15 protein-coding genes and 2 pseudogenes are annotated in these 16,416 nt (G+C 67.6%); 11 read left to right on the top strand and 6 right to left on the bottom strand.

Annotation, left to right across the window (positions count from 1 at the left end):
• Positions 1-15 precede the first annotated feature (15 nt).
• Complete coding sequence (locus tag ACF1FZ_RS32230) at positions 16-429, top strand: hypothetical protein (RefSeq protein ID WP_391776924.1); 414 nt, start codon at positions 16-18, stop codon at positions 427-429.
• An 889-nt stretch (positions 430-1,318) separates the two neighbouring features.
• Here ACF1FZ_RS32230 and ACF1FZ_RS32225 read toward each other — a convergent pair.
• Complete coding sequence (locus ACF1FZ_RS32225) at positions 1,319-2,326, bottom strand: recombinase family protein (RefSeq protein ID WP_391776923.1); 1,008 nt, start codon at positions 2,324-2,326, stop codon at positions 1,319-1,321.
• Between the two features lie 212 nt (positions 2,327-2,538).
• On the opposite strand from ACF1FZ_RS32225, the gene ACF1FZ_RS32220 reads away from it, so the two are divergent.
• The gene (locus tag ACF1FZ_RS32220; protein WP_391776922.1) at positions 2,539-2,961 is read left to right on the top strand and encodes a VOC family protein; all 423 of its coding nucleotides are present in this window, start codon (positions 2,539-2,541) and stop codon (positions 2,959-2,961) included.
• A 75-nt stretch (positions 2,962-3,036) separates the two neighbouring features.
• On the opposite strand, the gene ACF1FZ_RS32215 is transcribed toward ACF1FZ_RS32220, so the two are convergent.
• On the bottom strand, positions 3,037-4,527 hold the full coding sequence (locus ACF1FZ_RS32215) for a SulP family inorganic anion transporter (protein WP_391776921.1): 1,491 nt from the start codon (positions 4,525-4,527) through the stop codon (positions 3,037-3,039).
• A gap of 416 nt (positions 4,528-4,943) precedes the next feature.
• Between ACF1FZ_RS32215 and ACF1FZ_RS32210 the strand changes: the two genes are divergently transcribed.
• The gene (locus tag ACF1FZ_RS32210; RefSeq protein ID WP_391776920.1) at positions 4,944-5,357 is read left to right on the top strand and encodes a MerR family transcriptional regulator; all 414 of its coding nucleotides are present in this window, start codon (positions 4,944-4,946) and stop codon (positions 5,355-5,357) included.
• Positions 5,358-5,372: 15 nt separating this feature from the next.
• On the opposite strand, the gene ACF1FZ_RS32205 is transcribed toward ACF1FZ_RS32210, so the two are convergent.
• Positions 5,373-8,378, bottom strand: a complete 3,006-nt coding sequence (locus ACF1FZ_RS32205) for a Tn3 family transposase (RefSeq protein WP_391776919.1) — start codon at positions 8,376-8,378, stop codon at positions 5,373-5,375.
• Positions 8,379-9,076: 698 nt separating this feature from the next.
• On the opposite strand from ACF1FZ_RS32205, the gene ACF1FZ_RS32200 reads away from it, so the two are divergent.
• The 4 genes from ACF1FZ_RS32200 to ACF1FZ_RS32185 all read left to right on the top strand — a co-directional run bounded on the left by ACF1FZ_RS32200 (position 9,077) and on the right by ACF1FZ_RS32185 (position 10,733).
• Positions 9,077-9,376 (top strand): hypothetical protein, encoded by a 300-nt coding sequence (locus tag ACF1FZ_RS32200; RefSeq protein ID WP_391776918.1) that lies wholly within the window; start codon positions 9,077-9,079, stop codon positions 9,374-9,376.
• Positions 9,364-9,990, top strand: a complete 627-nt coding sequence (locus tag ACF1FZ_RS32195; protein ID WP_391776917.1) for a hypothetical protein — start codon at positions 9,364-9,366, stop codon at positions 9,988-9,990. The genes ACF1FZ_RS32200 and ACF1FZ_RS32195 overlap by 13 nt, the downstream gene beginning before the upstream one ends.
• A gap of 37 nt (positions 9,991-10,027) precedes the next feature.
• The gene (locus ACF1FZ_RS32190) at positions 10,028-10,225 is read left to right on the top strand and encodes a hypothetical protein (RefSeq protein WP_391776916.1); all 198 of its coding nucleotides are present in this window, start codon (positions 10,028-10,030) and stop codon (positions 10,223-10,225) included.
• Positions 10,226-10,433: 208 nt separating this feature from the next.
• Positions 10,434-10,733, top strand: a complete 300-nt coding sequence (locus ACF1FZ_RS32185; protein ID WP_391776915.1) for a hypothetical protein — start codon at positions 10,434-10,436, stop codon at positions 10,731-10,733.
• Here ACF1FZ_RS32185 and ACF1FZ_RS32180 read toward each other — a convergent pair.
• Entirely contained in the window at positions 10,709-11,548 is an 840-nt protein-coding gene (locus tag ACF1FZ_RS32180; RefSeq protein WP_391776914.1) for a hypothetical protein, read from the bottom strand. The genes ACF1FZ_RS32185 and ACF1FZ_RS32180 overlap by 25 nt on opposite strands.
• A 261-nt stretch (positions 11,549-11,809) precedes the next feature.
• Positions 11,810-12,673 (bottom strand): annotated as a pseudogene (locus tag ACF1FZ_RS32175) (DNA polymerase III subunit alpha); the annotation flags it as partial.
• Between ACF1FZ_RS32175 and ACF1FZ_RS32170 the strand changes: the two are divergent.
• A pseudogene (locus tag ACF1FZ_RS32170) lies at positions 12,674-12,815 on the top strand (DUF2252 family protein); the annotation flags it as partial.
• Positions 12,816-13,267: 452 nt separating this feature from the next.
• Here the strand turns inward: ACF1FZ_RS32170 and ACF1FZ_RS32165 are convergent.
• The gene (locus tag ACF1FZ_RS32165) at positions 13,268-13,480 is read right to left on the bottom strand and encodes a hypothetical protein (protein WP_391776913.1); all 213 of its coding nucleotides are present in this window, start codon (positions 13,478-13,480) and stop codon (positions 13,268-13,270) included.
• Between the two features lie 378 nt (positions 13,481-13,858).
• Between ACF1FZ_RS32165 and ACF1FZ_RS32160 the strand changes: the two genes are divergently transcribed.
• The 3 genes from ACF1FZ_RS32160 (at position 13,859) to ACF1FZ_RS32150 (ending at position 15,928) form a co-directional block, all read left to right on the top strand.
• On the top strand, positions 13,859-14,644 hold the full coding sequence (locus ACF1FZ_RS32160) for a hypothetical protein (protein ID WP_391776912.1): 786 nt from the start codon (positions 13,859-13,861) through the stop codon (positions 14,642-14,644).
• Between the two features lie 315 nt (positions 14,645-14,959).
• Entirely contained in the window at positions 14,960-15,274 is a 315-nt protein-coding gene (locus tag ACF1FZ_RS32155) for a MerR family transcriptional regulator (RefSeq protein WP_391776911.1), read from the top strand.
• A gap of 447 nt (positions 15,275-15,721) precedes the next feature.
• On the top strand, positions 15,722-15,928 hold the full coding sequence (locus ACF1FZ_RS32150; RefSeq protein WP_391776910.1) for a hypothetical protein: 207 nt from the start codon (positions 15,722-15,724) through the stop codon (positions 15,926-15,928).
• Positions 15,929-16,416 lie beyond the last annotated feature (488 nt).

Here is a 16,416-nt window from a genome sequence, read left to right as displayed (position 1 = left end):
GGTTATAACTGAGCTGTGAGCTCCATACCCTTCCGCTTCAGTGCTGCAGCGATGGCCGATGCTGGGCAACTGAACAGAGATGTCTTCGAAGACATCCTTACTGTCATCGAGACCGGGCTGTCTCGCGCTCCCGACAACTCGGTGGATCCAGATGAGGGACGTGCCCAGCACTTGCTTTGGCGGCGAGGGCTGACGAAGGAGAAGCGTCACCAGCTCGATGCGGCTGAGCACCGAGACGAGGACGACCTAGACACCAAAGGGCCTGGAAACCACGCGTGGCAGTACATCATCCTCTATCGGCCTTTAAATAGGGGCGAGTTGAACGGCTATGCGCAAGGCTATGGGAACATGATCCTCCGCATCGTGGGGGAATCCGAGGTAGCCACCAGGTATTTGCTGGCTCGCGATGATGACGAACTCGTCCGCTGATGCCACAAGGCTGTGACGATGGAGGGCGGTACCCGCACCGGGTGCCGCCCTCCGGTGCGTCCGCTCCTGCGCGTTGCAGGCCGACAGGCTACCGCCGCCTTGACAGCCGGCCCCACCACGCGGTCGCCGCTTCCACGGCCTAGCGGTCACGCTCCTCCCGCTCGCCTGTTCCGGAGCAAGGCGCTGGCCTTCCTCGGCCTTCTTCCGCTCACGGCGCGCCTTCTCCATGGCCCCGTTCCCACTGCTCCATGCGGACATGTGCCTCCCGCGCCGCCTTCGGCAAGCGTCTCGCCCTGGTGGCGCCGCTCAGCAAGGCGACGAGCCGGCCCCGGCTGCCCGCACAGGCCAAGGTCCTGGCACCGATCGTCGAGACCCACGGGCAGGACGTGGCCCGCGAGGTGCTGGAGAGGGCGGAGGCGGACGGCGGAAAGGTCACCGTCGCGTCCCTCAATGCGGCGGCGCAGGAACTGGAACTTGAGGTGACCACGGCAGAGAAGAGCCCGGCACCACGCCGCTCCGCCCCGGCGCCCTTGGACGTCCTTGAGGCCGGGCTCCTCGCGCTCTGCGATGTCCGGGCCGCGCTCGACAGGGCCGCGTTCCGTGCAGGATGGGAGGCGGCGGCGACCGGCGGGAAGCCGGCGCCGAGCGCTTGGAGCAGCTTTCCGGGCAGCTGTCTCCGACGAGGCCCGCGCCATTGGTGCTGCTGCCGGGTGGCAGCCCGAGACACCGAGGCGTCTTGCCGCCCCGCGACTCTGCTGACTCACACCGCACGCCCGCGGAAAGGATGGCGCTCCCATCACGGGTGTCGCCGACGCTGGAATCAGGCATGCGAGCGGGAACCTCGGAGAAGGCCCTGTTCTCGTATAGCTACGGCGAGGGGACATGTAGCTCAGCGTGATTTCAGGGCCTCTGCTTGAGTGCGAGGCTCGGGGACCGCTCCGTTGTTCAGGGCGGCGAAGTCGGCGTGCGCGCCCGCGATTGCTTCGGGGTATGCCTCTCGCTTGGCGTGTTCGGCGAGGGCCCGGTAGATGCTGGCGACGGAGGGGTTCTGTCCCTTGCGCTTGCCGGTGGGGATGATCAGGTCGGGCTGGATCTGCTCGACGGACTCCCCGAGCGCCCTGCGCCGCAGCACGGTGTGCAGCATGTCGTCGGTGATGACCGGCGGCCGGCCGCCGTGCTTGCCCTTGCGGGCCGCGGTGTCGAGCCCTTCGAGGGTGGACTCGCGGATGTTCTCCCGCTCGGTCTCCGCCATCGCCGCGAAGAACGCGAACAGCAGCTTGCCCGGCCCGGTCGGGTCGTAGATACCGGGCAGCGGACCGGCGAGCATCTCCAGGACCAGGCCGTGGGCGGTGAGGTGGTCGGCGAGCGCGGTGAGCTCGGCGGCGTCGCGGCCAAGTCGCTTCATCTCGTACACGGTGAAGATGACCCGGCAGTGCGGGGCGTGCGCCTTGATCTCCCGCGCGGTCTTCAGCGCCTGTTCGAACTGGGGCCTCACCCGCAGACGGATGCTGATCTTCTCGCTGAAGATCTTGTCCCTGGGGATGCCGTGGGCGGTGAGAGCGTCCAGCTGCGAGTCGAGTTCTTGGCTTCGGTGCGAGCATCTCGCGTAGCCGATGCGGATGTCGGCGCTCGGCAGGTCGGGGTTGATGGGTGCTGGGGGCGGGGTGCCGGGCCGCCACGGCTGGCCGGGTGCGCGGTCGGCCGGGGTGGGCACCCTCAGTTCCTTCGTGAGGCGGGGCACCTTGGTGAAGCGGCCGGTGTGGTAGGCGGAGGTGACCGCGCCGCCGCGCGAGCGGCACGGCGAGCCCGGCTGTGCGTCACACTTCGGACAGGTGTGCCGTTCGACGTCGTCCGCGTCCGACCGGTCGGACGGGAAAGGCTGCTGAGGGTCCGTCATGGCCCAGATTTTCGCACAATGCAAGTCTCAGAAGGGGGTCCCGCTCACTTTTGGGTGAGAACGGGTTCTGAGAACCGATCGAAGATCAAGTGGACTCCGGCGGACAGTCGTTGATCTTGCTTGGGCAAAGGGCCGTTTGTGAGAGCCCAGGTGTCGCGTCGGCGGCCGTGGGGCTCTTGGGGTGTGGTGCCTGCCTGCCTACGATGAGCGGCATGTCGCCCGATGCCTCCCCATCCTCCGTCTGGCCGGTCCTGCACTACGACGACACGAAGGCGGCGCTGCGCTTCCTGGTCGACGTGCTGGGGTTCGAGCAGGTGGTCGCTGCGCCGGATGAGCACGGCGGGGTCGGGCACGCGGAGCTGCGCTGGCCTGGCGGTGGTGCGCTGGTGTTCGGCTCAACCCGGCACACGGACAGCGTGCACGGGCGGATGCGGGCGGGCACCAGCGCGGTCTACGTGGTGAGCGACGAGGTGGACGCGGTGCACCGGCGAGTGGTGGACGCGGGCGGCGAGGTCCTCGAAGCGCCGCACGAGACGCGGTTCGGGTCGGGGACTGCGGCATACGTGTGCACGGTGCAGGACCCGGAGGGCAACTTGTGGACCTTCGGCACCTATCGGGGTCCTTCGCCGGCGTAGGGCGCTGGGAAGAGACGACAGGACCCCGGCCGGTGGCGGCCGGGGTCCTGTGCTGTGGGGGTGTGGTGCCGGGGGTCAGTGGCTGCCGGTGAGTTCGCCGGTGAGCTTGCCGTGGAGGTCGGCGCTCAGGTCGTTCAGCCCGGTGATTTCCACGGTCTTGCCGCGCTGGGCGTACTTCGTCTCGATCGCGTCCAGGGCAGCCACGGAGGAGGCGTCCCAGACGTGGGCCTCGGACAGGTCGATGACGATCTTGTCCGGGTCGCCGGCGTAGTCGAACTGGCCGACGAGGTCGTTGGAGGAGGCGAAGAACAGCTCGCCGGTGACCCGGTAGACGACCGTGGTGCCGTCGGGGTCGAGGACGCTGTGCACGCGGGCGAGGTGGGCGACCCGCTTGGCGAAGATGACCATCGCGGTGACGGAGCCGACGACGACGCCGATGGCGAGGTTGTCGGTGGCGACCACCACGATCACGGTGATGGCCATAACGGCGATCTCACCGGCCGGCATCCGCTTGAGGGTCTTGGGCGCGATGGAGTGCCAGTCGAACGTCGCGAAGGCCACCATCACCATCACGGCTACCAGGGCGGCCATGGGGATGTCGGAAACGACCGGGCCGAAAACGATGCACAGCACCATCAGGAACGAGCCCGCCAGGAACGTGGAGAGGCGGGTGCGGGCGCCGGAGACCTTCACGTTGATCATCGTCTGGCCGATCATGGCGCAGCCGCCCATGCCGCCGAAGAAGCCGGTGACGATGTTGGCGATGCCCTGGCCGATGGACTCACGGGTCTTGGAGGAGTGGGTGTCGGTGATCTCGTCGACCAGCTTGGCCGTCATCAGCGACTCCATCAGGCCGACCAGCGCCATCGCGAACGCGTACGGGGCGATGGTGGTCAGGGTGTCCAGGGTGAAGGGAACGTCCGGCAGGCCCGGCACCGGCAGCGAAGAGGGCAGTTCGCCCTTGTCGCCGACGGTCGGCACCGCAATCCCGGCCGCGACCGTGATGACGGTCAGGATGACGATCGCCACCAGCGGAGCCGGGATCACCTTGGTGACCTTCGGGAAGAACACCATGAGCGCGAGCCCGCCGATGATCAGCGGGTACACCGCCCACGGCACGTCGTGCATCTCGGGCACCTGCGCCATGAAGATCAGGATGGCGAGGGCGTTGACGAAGCCGACCATCACCGAGCGCGGCACGAACCGCATCAGCTTCGCCACCCCGAGCGCACCCAGGATCACCTGGATGACACCGGCCAGGATGACCGCGGCGATCAGGTAGCCCAGGCCGTGCTCGCGGTTGAGCGGGGCGATGACCAGGGCGATGGCGCCGGTGGCGGCGGAGATCATCGCACGCCTGCCGCCGACGATGGAGATGACCACGGCCATGGTGAAGGAGGCGAACAGGCCAACCGCGGGGTCGACACCGGCGATGATCGAGAAGGAGATTGCCTCGGGGATCAGCGCGAGGGCGACGACCAGGCCGGCCAGGACCTCGGTGCGCCAGACCTTGGGGTTGTTCAGCCAGTCAGGCTTGAGGCCGCGCAGCCGCGCGGCGGGAGTCACAGCAGCAGAAGACAAGGAGATGCGTACCTGTCGTGCTCGGGCACACTGCCGGACGGGCCGGGAGCGTGCGGGAGAAGGCGCGGGAAACCGGCCGGCATCCCGCGGGCGGCCCGAGTCGGGCCGGGAAGTCGTGGAGGACGCGAGCCGGGGGCCTGGGCGGTGCCCGGCCGGGTGGGTCACGTCCGAAGGCGAAGGGTCACGGCGGGCAGGCGGCGGCGGTCGGCGTCATGGGCTCGCGCACGCTCTCTCCTGCAAGAATCGGATCTTCGCCGGGGGCGCCATCGGCCCCGGAACGGCAGTAGCGGGGCAGCCGGGCCGCCCTCACCATCATCAACTCTACCCTAACGTTAGAGTAGAGGTCGGTGGGGTCGCACGGGACGCGGCCCGCCACAACGGGAAGGGCCAGGGATACGGGCGTGGACGACAAGCACATGCAGATCGGCGAGGTCGCCGCGCGAACGGAGCTGTCGCTGCGCACCATCCGGCACTACGAGGAGACCGGCCTGGTCATCCCCTCCGCCCGCTCCCAGGGCGGCTTCCGCCTCTACACCGAGACCGACGTCCAGCGACTCATGGTCATCCGCCGGATGAAGCCGCTCGGCTTCACCCTGGACCAGATGCGCAACCTCCTGGACGCCACCGACCGCCTCGACAGCGACGACGCTCCCGACACCGACGAGCGCGAGGCCCTGCTGGAGCGCGTGCGGACCTACCAGCAGGCCGCCACCGAGCAGGTGGAGAAGCTGCGCATCCAGTTGGAACGCGCCGAGGACTTCGCCGACACTCTGGGCGCCCGACTGGAGCAGAACGCTCCGGCCGCCCGCGTCTAGAACCGCACTGCGGCGTCACCTCCCGGCCGGTGCCGCCTCGTCCTGCGGGCTGCGCGGGCCGGGCACGGCCGTGGCGGTCAGGTCCAGCTGAAGGCGGCTGTTCATGTCCAGCTCGAACCGGCCGTAGGGGTTGACGTGCGTCCAGAACAGCGGTGACAGGGCCCGACGGTCGGCGTCGGTGAGCATGTCGGCCCACTTCTCGTCGGCGAGGACCTGCTGCATCAGCAGCGTGTTGACGTGCACCAGGGCGGACTGGAGCAGGTGCAGGGCGAGCATGGACACCTCCTGGGACTCCTTGTCCGCCCCGGCCAGGTCGCCGTCCTTGCCGTAGAAGAGGCCCTTGTTCGCGCTGTTCCAGTTCTCGACGACCTGCAAGCCCTCGTGGATCTCCTGGCGCAGCTCGACGTCGGCCAGGTAATCGCAGACGAACGCCGTGCGCACCGCCCGCCCCAGTTCCTCGATCGCCTGGTAGGTGGGGTGCTTGGGCCCGCCGCGGGTGAAGCGGCGCAGAACCTGCTCGGCCTCGGCGGTGCCCAGGCGCAGGGCGGTGGTGTACTTCACGATCTGGTCGTACTGCTGGCGGATCAGGTCCCAGTTGATCGTCTTGGTCGACAGCACCGGCGCGAGGTTCGGCCAGTTGTCGTCCTCGCCTGCGGCCGGACGGTACAGCTTCGCGGAGCCGATGTTCTTCAGCCTGGGCATGAGCTTGAAGTCGAGCATGTGGGCGAAGGCGAAGCCGACGATGGACGCACCGTGGGTGTCGGTGTACTGCCGGTCGGCCTCCATGTCGGTGCAGTGCCGCAGCACGCCCTCGATCATCGAGGCGACCTCGGAGGCCGAACAGGACTTGAGCTGGGAGTAGATGCACACCGACTTCCGCTCGACATGCCAGTAGATCATCACGCCGGGGCCGCGGTAGCGCTGGTGCCACTCGGTCATCAGGTTCGAGGACCAGGCGCCGAACTTGCGGCTGTCGGAGGCGCACGCGGTGCCGGTGCCCCACCACATCTCGTCGCGGGCGGCGAAGGTGGCGTTGACCAGCTTGCGCAGGGCGGCGCGCATGTTGGCCCGGTTGACGAACAGGTGCCGCACCCGGCGCAGCGTCGCCTCGGACTCGCCGTGCTTGCCGGTCACCGCGACCCGCTTGATGCCCATGTTGGTGCCCAGGCCGAACAGCACCAGCAGCAGCCGGCGCCGCAGGACGTCCTTGGACAGGTTCTCGCGGGTGGCGACCGAGGTGAACTCGGCGATGAAGTCCGTGTCGAACTCGGCGTACTTCAGGATGTCCAGCAGGTCGATGGTGCCCCAGCGCCGTTCGATCTCCGTCTTGATCGCCACCAGGGACTCCGGCTCGTCCTGCTTGCCGCGCGGAGAGACCCGGATCCACGGCTCGCCGTGCTTCCTGACGATCGCGACCCCGCCCGTGGTGCCCTCCGCCAGAGCCTGCTCGAAGCGGTCCAGCGACGTGCGGAGCCTGCCCTGGAGGGTGGCGATGAACTCGCCGGCGTCCTGCGGCTGGCCCAGGGCGGCGTAGTGGACGTCGCGGTTGTCCTCGAAGTCGGCGGGCAGGTCGTCCTCCGGGTTACGCCACCGGTTCGCGCCCACCACCCAGATCTCCCGCCGGCGCAGCGCGTCCCGCAGTGCCACGAGCACGCACAGCTCGTACGGGACGCGCTCCACCCGGCCCTTGTCGTCGACGACCGCCGCCCGCCACTGCTCGGGCACCACCCCCTCCAGTGGCACCGTCTCCGCCGCATCGAAGAACGCGCCCTCCTTCAACGGCTGCTCCAGATACCGCTTCAGCAGGTCGATCGCGTCCATCACCGGCCGGTAGGCGGTGTTGTTGCACTTCAGCTCCAGCGCCCGCAGCAGCGGCGACAGCATCCGCCGCCAGTGCGCCGAATACGAGGAGCGCAACACGGTGCGGACCCGGGCCTTGTAGCGGGCCTCGTTCGCCGCGGCCTCCGCCGCCAGGGCCTTCAGCGTCTTTTCTCCGCCCACCACCGGGAAGATCACCCGCCGCACGGTGCCGGACGGCTCCGACAGGGCCGCCTCCGCGACCCGCAGCAGCATCGCCTCCTTGCCCCGGACCTTCTTCAGCTCCGCCCCCAGTTCCTTCTCGACCCGCCGCTCGGCACGCGTGTTGATCTTCAGTACGAGCTGGATGAACAGGTCCACCAATGAGTCGGTGATCTCCGTCTGCCGCACGTGGCACAACGTGGCCAGCAGTGTCAGGCGCCGTGGCGGCTTCATTCGCTCCAGATTCGCCGGGTACTCCTTCGACGCCCGCGCCCGCCAGGCGTCCACCAGCTTCTCCGACACGTCCGCGAACAGGTCAGCGGGCAGTTCCAGGCGCCGCACCCGCTCCAGCTTGTTCACCTCAGCCAGCAGGCTTTCCAGGCCCGGGGCACCTGGGTCGGTCTTCAGCTCGGTGAAGTGCGACCGCCCACCCCCGGCCTCCGCGCCGTCGCCCGCGATCAGGTCCTCCAGCCGCGAGCGGGTCGCGTGGCTGAGCCGGTCCAACGTGCTGCGGCAGAACCGCTTCTCGAAGTCCTTGACCGCCTTGCCGACCAGCCGTCGCACCTGCCCGGGCGCCGGCGGTTCGACGTGGTCGTTGCGGCACCGGGCCACCACCGCGGCCGCCAGCCGGTCCCGCGACAACTCCACCGGACAGAGCTCGGTCGCCAGCCACGCGGCCAGCCGGTCCTGGTCCTCCTCGGTGTTCGCACGGAACCCGTACGCCGCCCGGATCTCGCCCCGATGCCGCTGGATCGCCTTGCTCTGCCAGTCGTACTCCGCCCACGCGGCGGCCGGGACCTTCACCTGCTGGGCCACGTACTCCACTGCGGCAGCCGGCACCTCCCGGGCCGACTCCGGGAACCGAGCCTCCACCTCGAAGAACTTCAGCAAGAGCGCGAACCCGAGCCGGGTCGCCCCGGACTTGTTCCGCACCCGCTTCATGTCGTCTTCCAGCAGCGTCCAGACCTCGATCAGGTCTTCCGGCTCCCAGTCCTGCCGCACCCTGTTTCCCTCCACCCCGACCGAGATCACTCGTTCAGCTCAACGAGGCGCCCAGCAAGGAGAAACGAGCACCAGGGCAATCACACAGAGCTACATGTCCGTTCGCCGTAGCTATACGAGAACAGGGCCGAGAAGAGGGCGGCGCCGTCTTCTCCGAGGGCTCACCTGCAGAAAGTGCTTGCTGAACAGCAAGAAGCCCGCGCTGTGAGCACGGGCTTCCGCAAAAAAGTGACATCCGTCACAAGGAGAGTGCTGCGAAACACTTCTCCATCGAGCGCGTCCAGGCCATTCCAAACAACCGCTCGTGTGACACCGAGTTTGGCTGCCATTGTCTACCGAAGTCGAACTTTCGGACGCTGTCGGACACTTTCGGACGCGGTATACGCCCACCAGTGCATTCCGTCAGGGCGTGGAGCATGTGGTCGGAAGCTGCCGGACACTTTTGGACGCGCGGCAGGGGAACGGGAGTGAGTGGCTGCGGCAAGACGCCTGTCAACCCTGGTGCTCAGTCAGGAACGTTCAACAGCGACACTCCTGACGTGCTATCCGGACCCTAGAGGTCCGCTTGGAAGCAGGTTGATCCTGCTGTCCCGGCTCGGCCAAACTTGATGTTGCGCACTCCGATGGTGCGTGAGGGACCTGCGAAGCCCTCGTTCCACATCTGCGTCCAGGCCATGTCCGCGAAAGGCGGTTAGCTCGTGCTTCCCATCTACATTCCGGGGGTCGGCTGGGTCTTCCAGCCCGTCCTCCCGATCTCCCCCGGGTGCGTGTACGCCCCCATCGAGCAGCCCAAGAGGTTCGGGTTCCACCAGGCCGCCATCGGCGTCCTGGCCTCATTCGTCCTGCTATGGCTGTTCCTCACCCACCCTGTCGAGGTGGTCGGCGCCATCGCCGCTGCAGTCGCCCTCGATGCCCTGGTCCGTCTGATCCGCGAGACTCCCCGGGCGCTGAGCCGCCGACGCATGGCCAAGAAGTGGGGACGGCCGTGGGCGGAGTAGACAAGCACGCGCTCGCTGTCCGCCTGAAGGAGATCTTCGACAAGGATGTCCAGGCGGGTAGGCAGCCTTACCGCCGCGCCATGCAGGCAGGCCTTGATGAGGATGTGGTGACTCGAATCCTTAACGGACGGAGGATTCCCAGCGCGAGTACTTTGGACACGCTGCTGAACGGCGTGCTCATCGCCGACAAAGAGCGGGCGGAGCTCCAGGCGATCCGCTCCTCTGTCGTCCGGCTCTTCAAGGCTCAGCAGGGTGAAGGTGCCGTCGCGCGGCGCGAGCCCTCCTATGTACCGAAGGCCGGCCAGCCCGACCCCATCGGGATCTCGAACCCGCTCGAGCTCCAGCAGGCGTTGCAGGCAGTACATGTGTGGGGCGGCCGGCCCTCGCTGAGGAAACTGGAGCGGCGCAGTGACGGCGTACTGCGCCGCAGCACGGTCAGCGACATGCTGCGTGGACAGCCGACCGTGCCGGACTACGACCGCTATCTCGCGTTCCTGGGGGCATGCGGTGTCGATAACACCAGCCTGGACGCGTGGGTGTACACCTGGCGCCGCCTGTCGGCACAGAAGCAGCCCAAGATCACGTCATGGATGGGCGGGATGACCTCGGCGTAGAGCCCTGCACACCAGCATGTCGAAGGCTCGCACCAGCATGGTGCGAGCCTTGCCGCACCCGAGGGGGACGCTCCCGGTACATCCGGGCCTGCTCGTTGCGCTCCTCGTGGTTGTCGTCACCGTCCAGACGGGCCTACTTGCGCACCGGCACCCCAGGTCCATCCAGCCGCTCGCGCTCGCCGTGGCCGGCATCGCTGTCATGGTGGCCGTCGTGATGCCGATCGCCGCCCGGTGACGGCCCGCCCGGCGCAGAGCGGCGCCGCAAGTGACCGTTGAAGGTTCGTGATGGGCTGGAAAGCCCTTCAGGACCGAGGACACTCTCGGTCTGCGCTCTGAGGTGGGAGCGCAGACCGAGGACCCTGCGGCGGGGCGTCTCCGCCCCTCGTCACGGCCTGGCGGCCCCTGTGGTCGTCAGTCGGGCTTTCCTGCGCTTCCGGACCCACTTGATCGAGCTGAAGACCGAGGTGACTGCGATGGAGAGGATGGTGCACCGGCGCGAACTGCCGCGCCAGCTCGATTACCTGATCCATCCGGAACCGCAGCAGGAGCCCTACAGCCGTGCAGAGCAACACGAGCACGGTGACCCCTACACCCGCGTGGTGGTCCTGGACCCATACGTCAGCGGCCGTCAGCCGGCGCCGCGCGTATGCCGGCGCCCCCTTCAGCATCTGGGCAGCACGCCATGTCCGCGCACGGACATCCAGGGAACTGAGCCGGCTCATACGGCAACCTCCTCGGCCTGACACGGCGCCTTCCGCGTGTGCAGCTCCTTCGGGATCCAGATACGGCCATCACGCGCAGCCTGGTAGAGCGTCGTCCTGAAGCGCGTCAGCCGATTCCGCACGGTCCCGTGGGGCATGTTCAGCTTGTCGGCGATCTCCGTCCCCCCGAAACCCATGACCGTCAGCCGCACGACGGCCTGAGTCGCCGGCGCCTGCTCATCGAGGATCTCCTCGAAAGTTGTGCCGAAGACGTCCTCCACCACGTAGTCGGTGGTGGCGAGCAGGCGCCCGATGCCCACCTCGTTTGCCGCGTCCTCCGTGAAGTCGTAGACGGAGTGCAGCCGCGCCCACTCCACCCGGTCCTGTGCCCATTCCACGTAGGCTCGGCGGAACATCCAGACGCACAGGGTGATGAAGTACGACGTCAGGCAGCTGGCCCCACGGGGGCCGTTGTAGTCCGCCCTCCAGCCGCGCCCCTGCTTCAGGTCGCGCTGAAGCTTCTTCAGCGCCTGCATCACCATGTCCACCATGACCGTGTCCCGCGCTTCGCTGCTGCTCTTCAGCAGGAGCAGGTCGTCGGGGTGTACGAAGAATCCCCGCCCGTGACGCTCGGCATGCTTCTGGGCGAGCCGGGCGAGCGTCCCTTTGCGGATCATTCCGAGCACGATCGGCTGTACCTCCCGGTACAGCTCGCCCTCGAACACCTTGTAATCCCGTCCCTCGAACCGGTGGTAGGCCAGTTCCTCGATCCGCTCGGCGTCGTGTCGGATCCGAACCGCCTGGTCCTCGGCCAGCTTCGCGGTCACGATCTCGTTGATCTCGTCTTCTGCCCTCATGGCAGAACCCCCCTCGGTCTGGCCCCCTGCCAACTTCGGCGATGTTCCTATCGCGCGAGATGGTTCTGGAGGCGCCTGGTTGTAGAGGAGGTCTGTGCGAGAAGATCCTGGAAATGTCACACGTGATTTGAACTTTTCTCAAAATAACGGAGTGAAATCTCGGAGCACGGCTCTGACCAGGAAAAACGTGATCCGAGGTCAGGTCGGCGAACTTGCCGCGCTCCAGGAGGGGCTGTCGGTCGGCCGAACCATCACGAGCGAGCTCCGCTTGGCTTTGATCTTGCCGTAGGTGCCGATCATGGCGACCTTGTCGGCGCCGTACTTCTCGGTCACGTACCGGATCACCTCGACGCGCCGGCGCTCGTCGAAGTCGATGTCGACGTCGGGCATGGACACGCGCTCGGGGTTGAGGAAGCGCTCGAAGATCAGCCCGTGGGTGATCGGGTCGAGGTCGGTGATGCCCATGGCGTACGCGACGATCGAACCGGCGGCGGAGCCACGGCCGGGGCCCACCGCGATGCCGTTGTTCTTGGCCCACATGATGAAGTCGGCGACGACGAGGAAGTATCCCGGGAACCCCATCTGGATGATGATGTCCATCTCGTACTCGGCCTGCTTCTGCCGGTCCTCGGGGACGCCTCCGGGATACCGGCGCTCCATGCCGGCCCGGACCTCCTCCTGGAACCAGGTGACCTCGGTGAAGCCCTCCGGGATGTCGAACTTCGGCATCAGGTCGCGCTTCTCGAACATGCCGGCGGTGTCGATCTGCTGCGCCACCAGGAGGGTGTTGGCGCAGCCCTCCTGCCAGGCGTCGGAGGAGTCGACGCCGTACATCTCCTCCGTCGTCTTGAGGTAGTAGCCGGTGCCGTCGAAGCGGAAGCGGTCGGGGTCGGAGAGGTTCTTGCCGGTCTGGATGCAGAGCAGCGCGTCGTGCGCGGTCGCCTCGTGGGCGTAGGTGTAGTGCGAGTCGTTCGTCACGAGGGGCGGGATGTTCAGCTTCTTGCCGATCTCCAGCAGCCCGTCGCGGACCCGGCGCTCGATCTCGATGCCGTGGTCCATCAGCTCCAGGAAGTACCTGCCCTCACCGAAGATGTCCTTGTAGTCGGAGGCCGCCTGGACCGCCTCATGGACGCGAACAGTCGGTTCGTGTTCAACGTGAACGACTTCGACGAGAGGCCTATGCGGGCCCTTCACTTGGGTCCTCAAGCGCTTCGCGGCGTCCGTCGCTCTGATCGGCTATGCGAAGGCGCTCGGCGACGACCAGCTTGGGAAGACGTCGTCGCCTTCCTCCATCCCCTTGTGGGTCTCGACGGCCTTGTAGGCGAAGTCGACGACCTCGATTGCGTACTCCACATCCTCAGCTCCGTCGCCACCACCGACATCGCTCGCTGCCCGCCGACCGTCGTCGGCTCTTCCTCGAGGGCCCCGCTGATCCGCCCTCCGGCTGCGCCTGCCCCAGCATCGACGGCTGCCCGAGCACCGGCAGCCAGCACCCCCGCGAGAGCCCGGGGCAAGTCGCGCGCAGCACAGCGACGTCCTCTTGGAGGTGCCCGCCCCCTCGCAGGTGTGGTCCCCGTGGTCACCAGGCGCGGTAGGTGCTGCCCGGGCCGGGCAGCGGGGTGGCCGGTTGAACGGTGGGTGGTCCGGTAGGTGATGAAGCCGATGTGTCCTCCACCTGGTAGCCCGTGTACGGGACCAGGCGGAGGACGGCGGGGCTTGTTAGAACCGCATCGTGATCCAGGCCAGTACTTCCTCGGCGAAGTACTGGCCGAAGACTTTGCCGAAGCCACTGAACAGTCCGAGGAGGACAGCTCCGGTGGCGGTGCTCAGAACGCGGTGCCGGGTGATGAAGCCGCGGACGGCTTTCCACACCGATCGCGTCCGAGCCCAGGCCGGCGCGGAGCGGCGGGCGATGAAGGCACGTGAGGACATCTGCCACGCCCTCCAACGGGGGATGCGGGTCGACGGCAGGCCAAGCGGCCCCGTAACCTCGGGGTTGGAACTGATAGGTCTTCGTCCTTTCGTGAAGTGCGTTAGTTGCTTCGAGACCAGGTGATGGACCCGTCGGACTGCTGTGTGGCCCCCCGTTGGCGCGGGGGGCCACAGTCGTTTCACCTCCAGGTAGTTGACCGGACCGGACTGCTGTGCGCTGAGAACCCGTTGGCGCGGTGCTCCGTCGAAGACCGTCTTCTGTCCTCGGCGAGGCCGCTCTGCGGCGCGTTAGGAGTTTATTGGGCGGGACCGACAACTGAGGGACGTGCAAATATGTCGCGAGACATCAAATGCTCTGGAAGCGAAGGAGCTTGAGAAATGCCTGCTCGGCCGCGCATTCCCGACCCTCGTAAGGGCGATCTGGAGAAGTTCGCCTTCGATCTCCGCGAACTCGGCGTGGGCAAGGTCGGGGTCAGCTGGATCGCCGCCCAGCCGGACACCGAGGTCTCACGACCGGCCCTCTACGCGGCTTTGTCCGGCACACGGCTCCCCTACGCCATGACGGTCAGCACCCTGCTCCGATGGTGGGCGGGCAACCCCGATGACGAACGGGCGAGTGTCTACCCACGGGACCCGATCTGGGGCTGGATACAGCGCCTCCCCGCCGATCACGAGGCCCGCGCCCAGGCAATCGAGTGGAAAGACCGCTACCGGCGTCTCGCCAGGTCTGAGGAGCAGCGACGGTGGGCGAGGGACCGAACGTGGAAGTCGACGCCCTCCGTACAGATCGACATTCCTCGTGAACAGCACATCCTGATCGCGCAGCTCAAAAACATGATCGAGCGGACCGGTCTCGACCAGGACATGTGGCTGCTCTTCGGATCCGACACCCTGCGGATCGAGCGGTACCTGGGCGGCAAAGTGATCCCGAACTACAACTGGTGTGTTCGCATCGTGAGGATCTGCGAAGGCTTCGCCCTGGATCAGGACCTGGATACGCAGTACGAGATCGACCGCCTCTGTACAGCTGCCGATCTTGCCCGACTGGCCCGCGTGCGGGAGCGCAGGATCGCCCGCAAGGCATCACGAGCCACCGCCCACGCCCCTGGGCCCCGCAGCGCCCGCAGGGAGACGCCCGGCGAGAGCCCTGCGGCCCGCGGGTGACGCTGGCGCTCAGCCCTCTTGCAGGCTTCGATGGCTATGCAGTGCGTGAACAAGGTGAAGGTGATGACCTCGATCGCGGCTCGTCGCCGATGTAGAAGGTTGTGTACTCGGCGGGCCAGAAGTCGGGGAACTTGACGGCCCGAGGCGTACCTCGTACGCCGTGAGTATCGGCTCGGCATGCTGCCGGCAGGTTGGGAGGCCGCATCTCGCTGGACAGGATCGTCGTTTAGCGCGACACTGGTGTCAGCAGTACAGCTGTGCCCGTACGAGCCCCTGACCGGTGTCAGGGGCTTTTTTGTGTCCTGGAGGATGCCCATGGACACCGATCTCCTCACGACCGCTGAGGCGGCCGCACACATCACCCGCGCCCGCCAGTTCCTCAGCGCCGGGGCCGCCGCCATCCGCAGCTGGGCCAACCGCGGATACCTTGCCCGCGCCGGCCTCACCGAGACCGGCCGCCCTCTCTACCGCCTCGCCGACGTCGCCCGAGCCGAGGCGGTCACCCGCAGCCGCGCGCTACGCCTCGTCGGCATCCGCGAGAAGGCACCCCTCGGCGCTTCGATCTCGCACCCGGCGCAGCGGACGTCACAATCGGGCACGACGACCCAGGACCCCTCTCTCGGGAAGTAGCCGGCGTGCCGGACGGCCGAAGAAACCGGCGCTGACCCAAGGACGGTCAACGCCGCCGGCCCACAGAAGCGCCCAGCGCCTCTAGCGGTTGTAATGAACTTAATCTACAATCACCGTCATCTGGCGGCTATGCCCTCTCCACGCGGTGGAGGCCCAGGTACTCAGCTGGCCGCCCCGTGTCAGTTTCGGCCCAACCACCGTCAGTGTGTGAAGGCTTGACGGGGCGCCTCTGGTCCCGGATAGTGGTGACCAGCCCCAGCGTGCCCGCAGGGGTTCAAGAAACTGCACCACAAGTCTGTCCGCAGACAACGAGCTCTCGTCTTTTCATCTGACGGGGGCTCTTTTTTATGCCCGCATCAATGAGTAGGCCCTGGTTTCCCGCCGGGGCCTTTTTTGTTCCCGCAGCCCGCCATCACCCCACCGCCCCACCAACCGAGGAGTCCTGCCGTGCCCACGCCTGTCCTGTTCGCTCTCGCCCTGCTCGTTGTGCTGCTCCTGTTTCTGGTCGGCATCCTGTTCCTGGCCGGGGTGGCGTACCTGGCCTACCGCCACCCCCGGCTGGAGAAGCCCTTGGGCCTGGCCGCCGCCGTCGCCACCGTCCTGGTCGCGGCCGTCGCCGCCGTGGCCGCGGTCGCGGTCCTTGCCGCCCGGTGACCCGGGCGCCGGGCGGCGGGTCCGGGGCCCAGGACGCGGCGCCCGGTAGGGCGGGCGGATACCGGCTCGTCGGTGGCGGCCGGGGTGGTCGGCAGGCGTTGTGCGGTGAGGCCGACGCGCGTCGCCCCGTTCGGGCGACAACCCGGGGTTGTCGACGGGCTCGGGGCCGGTGCCCAGCGAGCGGCGGTGGGTGGTCACCGGGCCGGCTCTCCGCCGCTCCGGTGACCACCACCAGGAGCAGCGGCCCGTGAAGCCGACGCGGAAGTTCCTCACCGCCCCGGCCGCTTGCTCCGGGACGGACCCAAGACCGGCACGGTCGCGGCCGGGCTTGCGGCCCTAACCCCTCGCTGCGCCACACTGCGAGGTCAGGCGCTCTCGCCGGTCCAGTGGAGCCGGTCGGGGTCACCGGAGCGCCCTTCGTAGTGGGTTCGTCCGCCCGGCCCGTACGTACCGAGTTCGGCGATGAGTGCCGCGCCCTCCAGCAGCTC

Source organism: Streptomyces sp. NPDC014623 (assembly GCF_043088245.1).
GTDB lineage: Bacteria > Actinomycetota > Actinomycetes > Streptomycetales > Streptomycetaceae > Streptomyces.
The sequence above is the reverse complement of the archived record's forward strand: the minus strand, read 5'-3'. Positions and strand labels throughout refer to the sequence as shown.

What these genes read in the sequence shown, in the direction of transcription:
- ACF1FZ_RS32165 (WP_391776913.1), bottom strand. Translation starts at nt 13,480, where the DNA reads ATGTCCTCACGTGCCTTCATCGCCCGCCGCTCCGCGCCGGCCTGGGCT.
- ACF1FZ_RS32220 (WP_391776922.1), top strand. Translation starts at nt 2,539, where the DNA reads ATGTCGCCCGATGCCTCCCCATCCTCCGTCTGGCCGGTCCTGCACTAC.
- ACF1FZ_RS32190 (WP_391776916.1), top strand. Translation starts at nt 10,028, where the DNA reads ATGGTGCGAGCCTTGCCGCACCCGAGGGGGACGCTCCCGGTACATCCG.
- ACF1FZ_RS32225 (WP_391776923.1), bottom strand. Translation starts at nt 2,326, where the DNA reads ATGACGGACCCTCAGCAGCCTTTCCCGTCCGACCGGTCGGACGCGGAC.
- ACF1FZ_RS32180 (WP_391776914.1), bottom strand. Translation starts at nt 11,548, where the DNA reads ATGAGGGCAGAAGACGAGATCAACGAGATCGTGACCGCGAAGCTGGCC.
- ACF1FZ_RS32160 (WP_391776912.1), top strand. Translation starts at nt 13,859, where the DNA reads ATGCCTGCTCGGCCGCGCATTCCCGACCCTCGTAAGGGCGATCTGGAG.
- ACF1FZ_RS32155 (WP_391776911.1), top strand. Translation starts at nt 14,960, where the DNA reads ATGGACACCGATCTCCTCACGACCGCTGAGGCGGCCGCACACATCACC.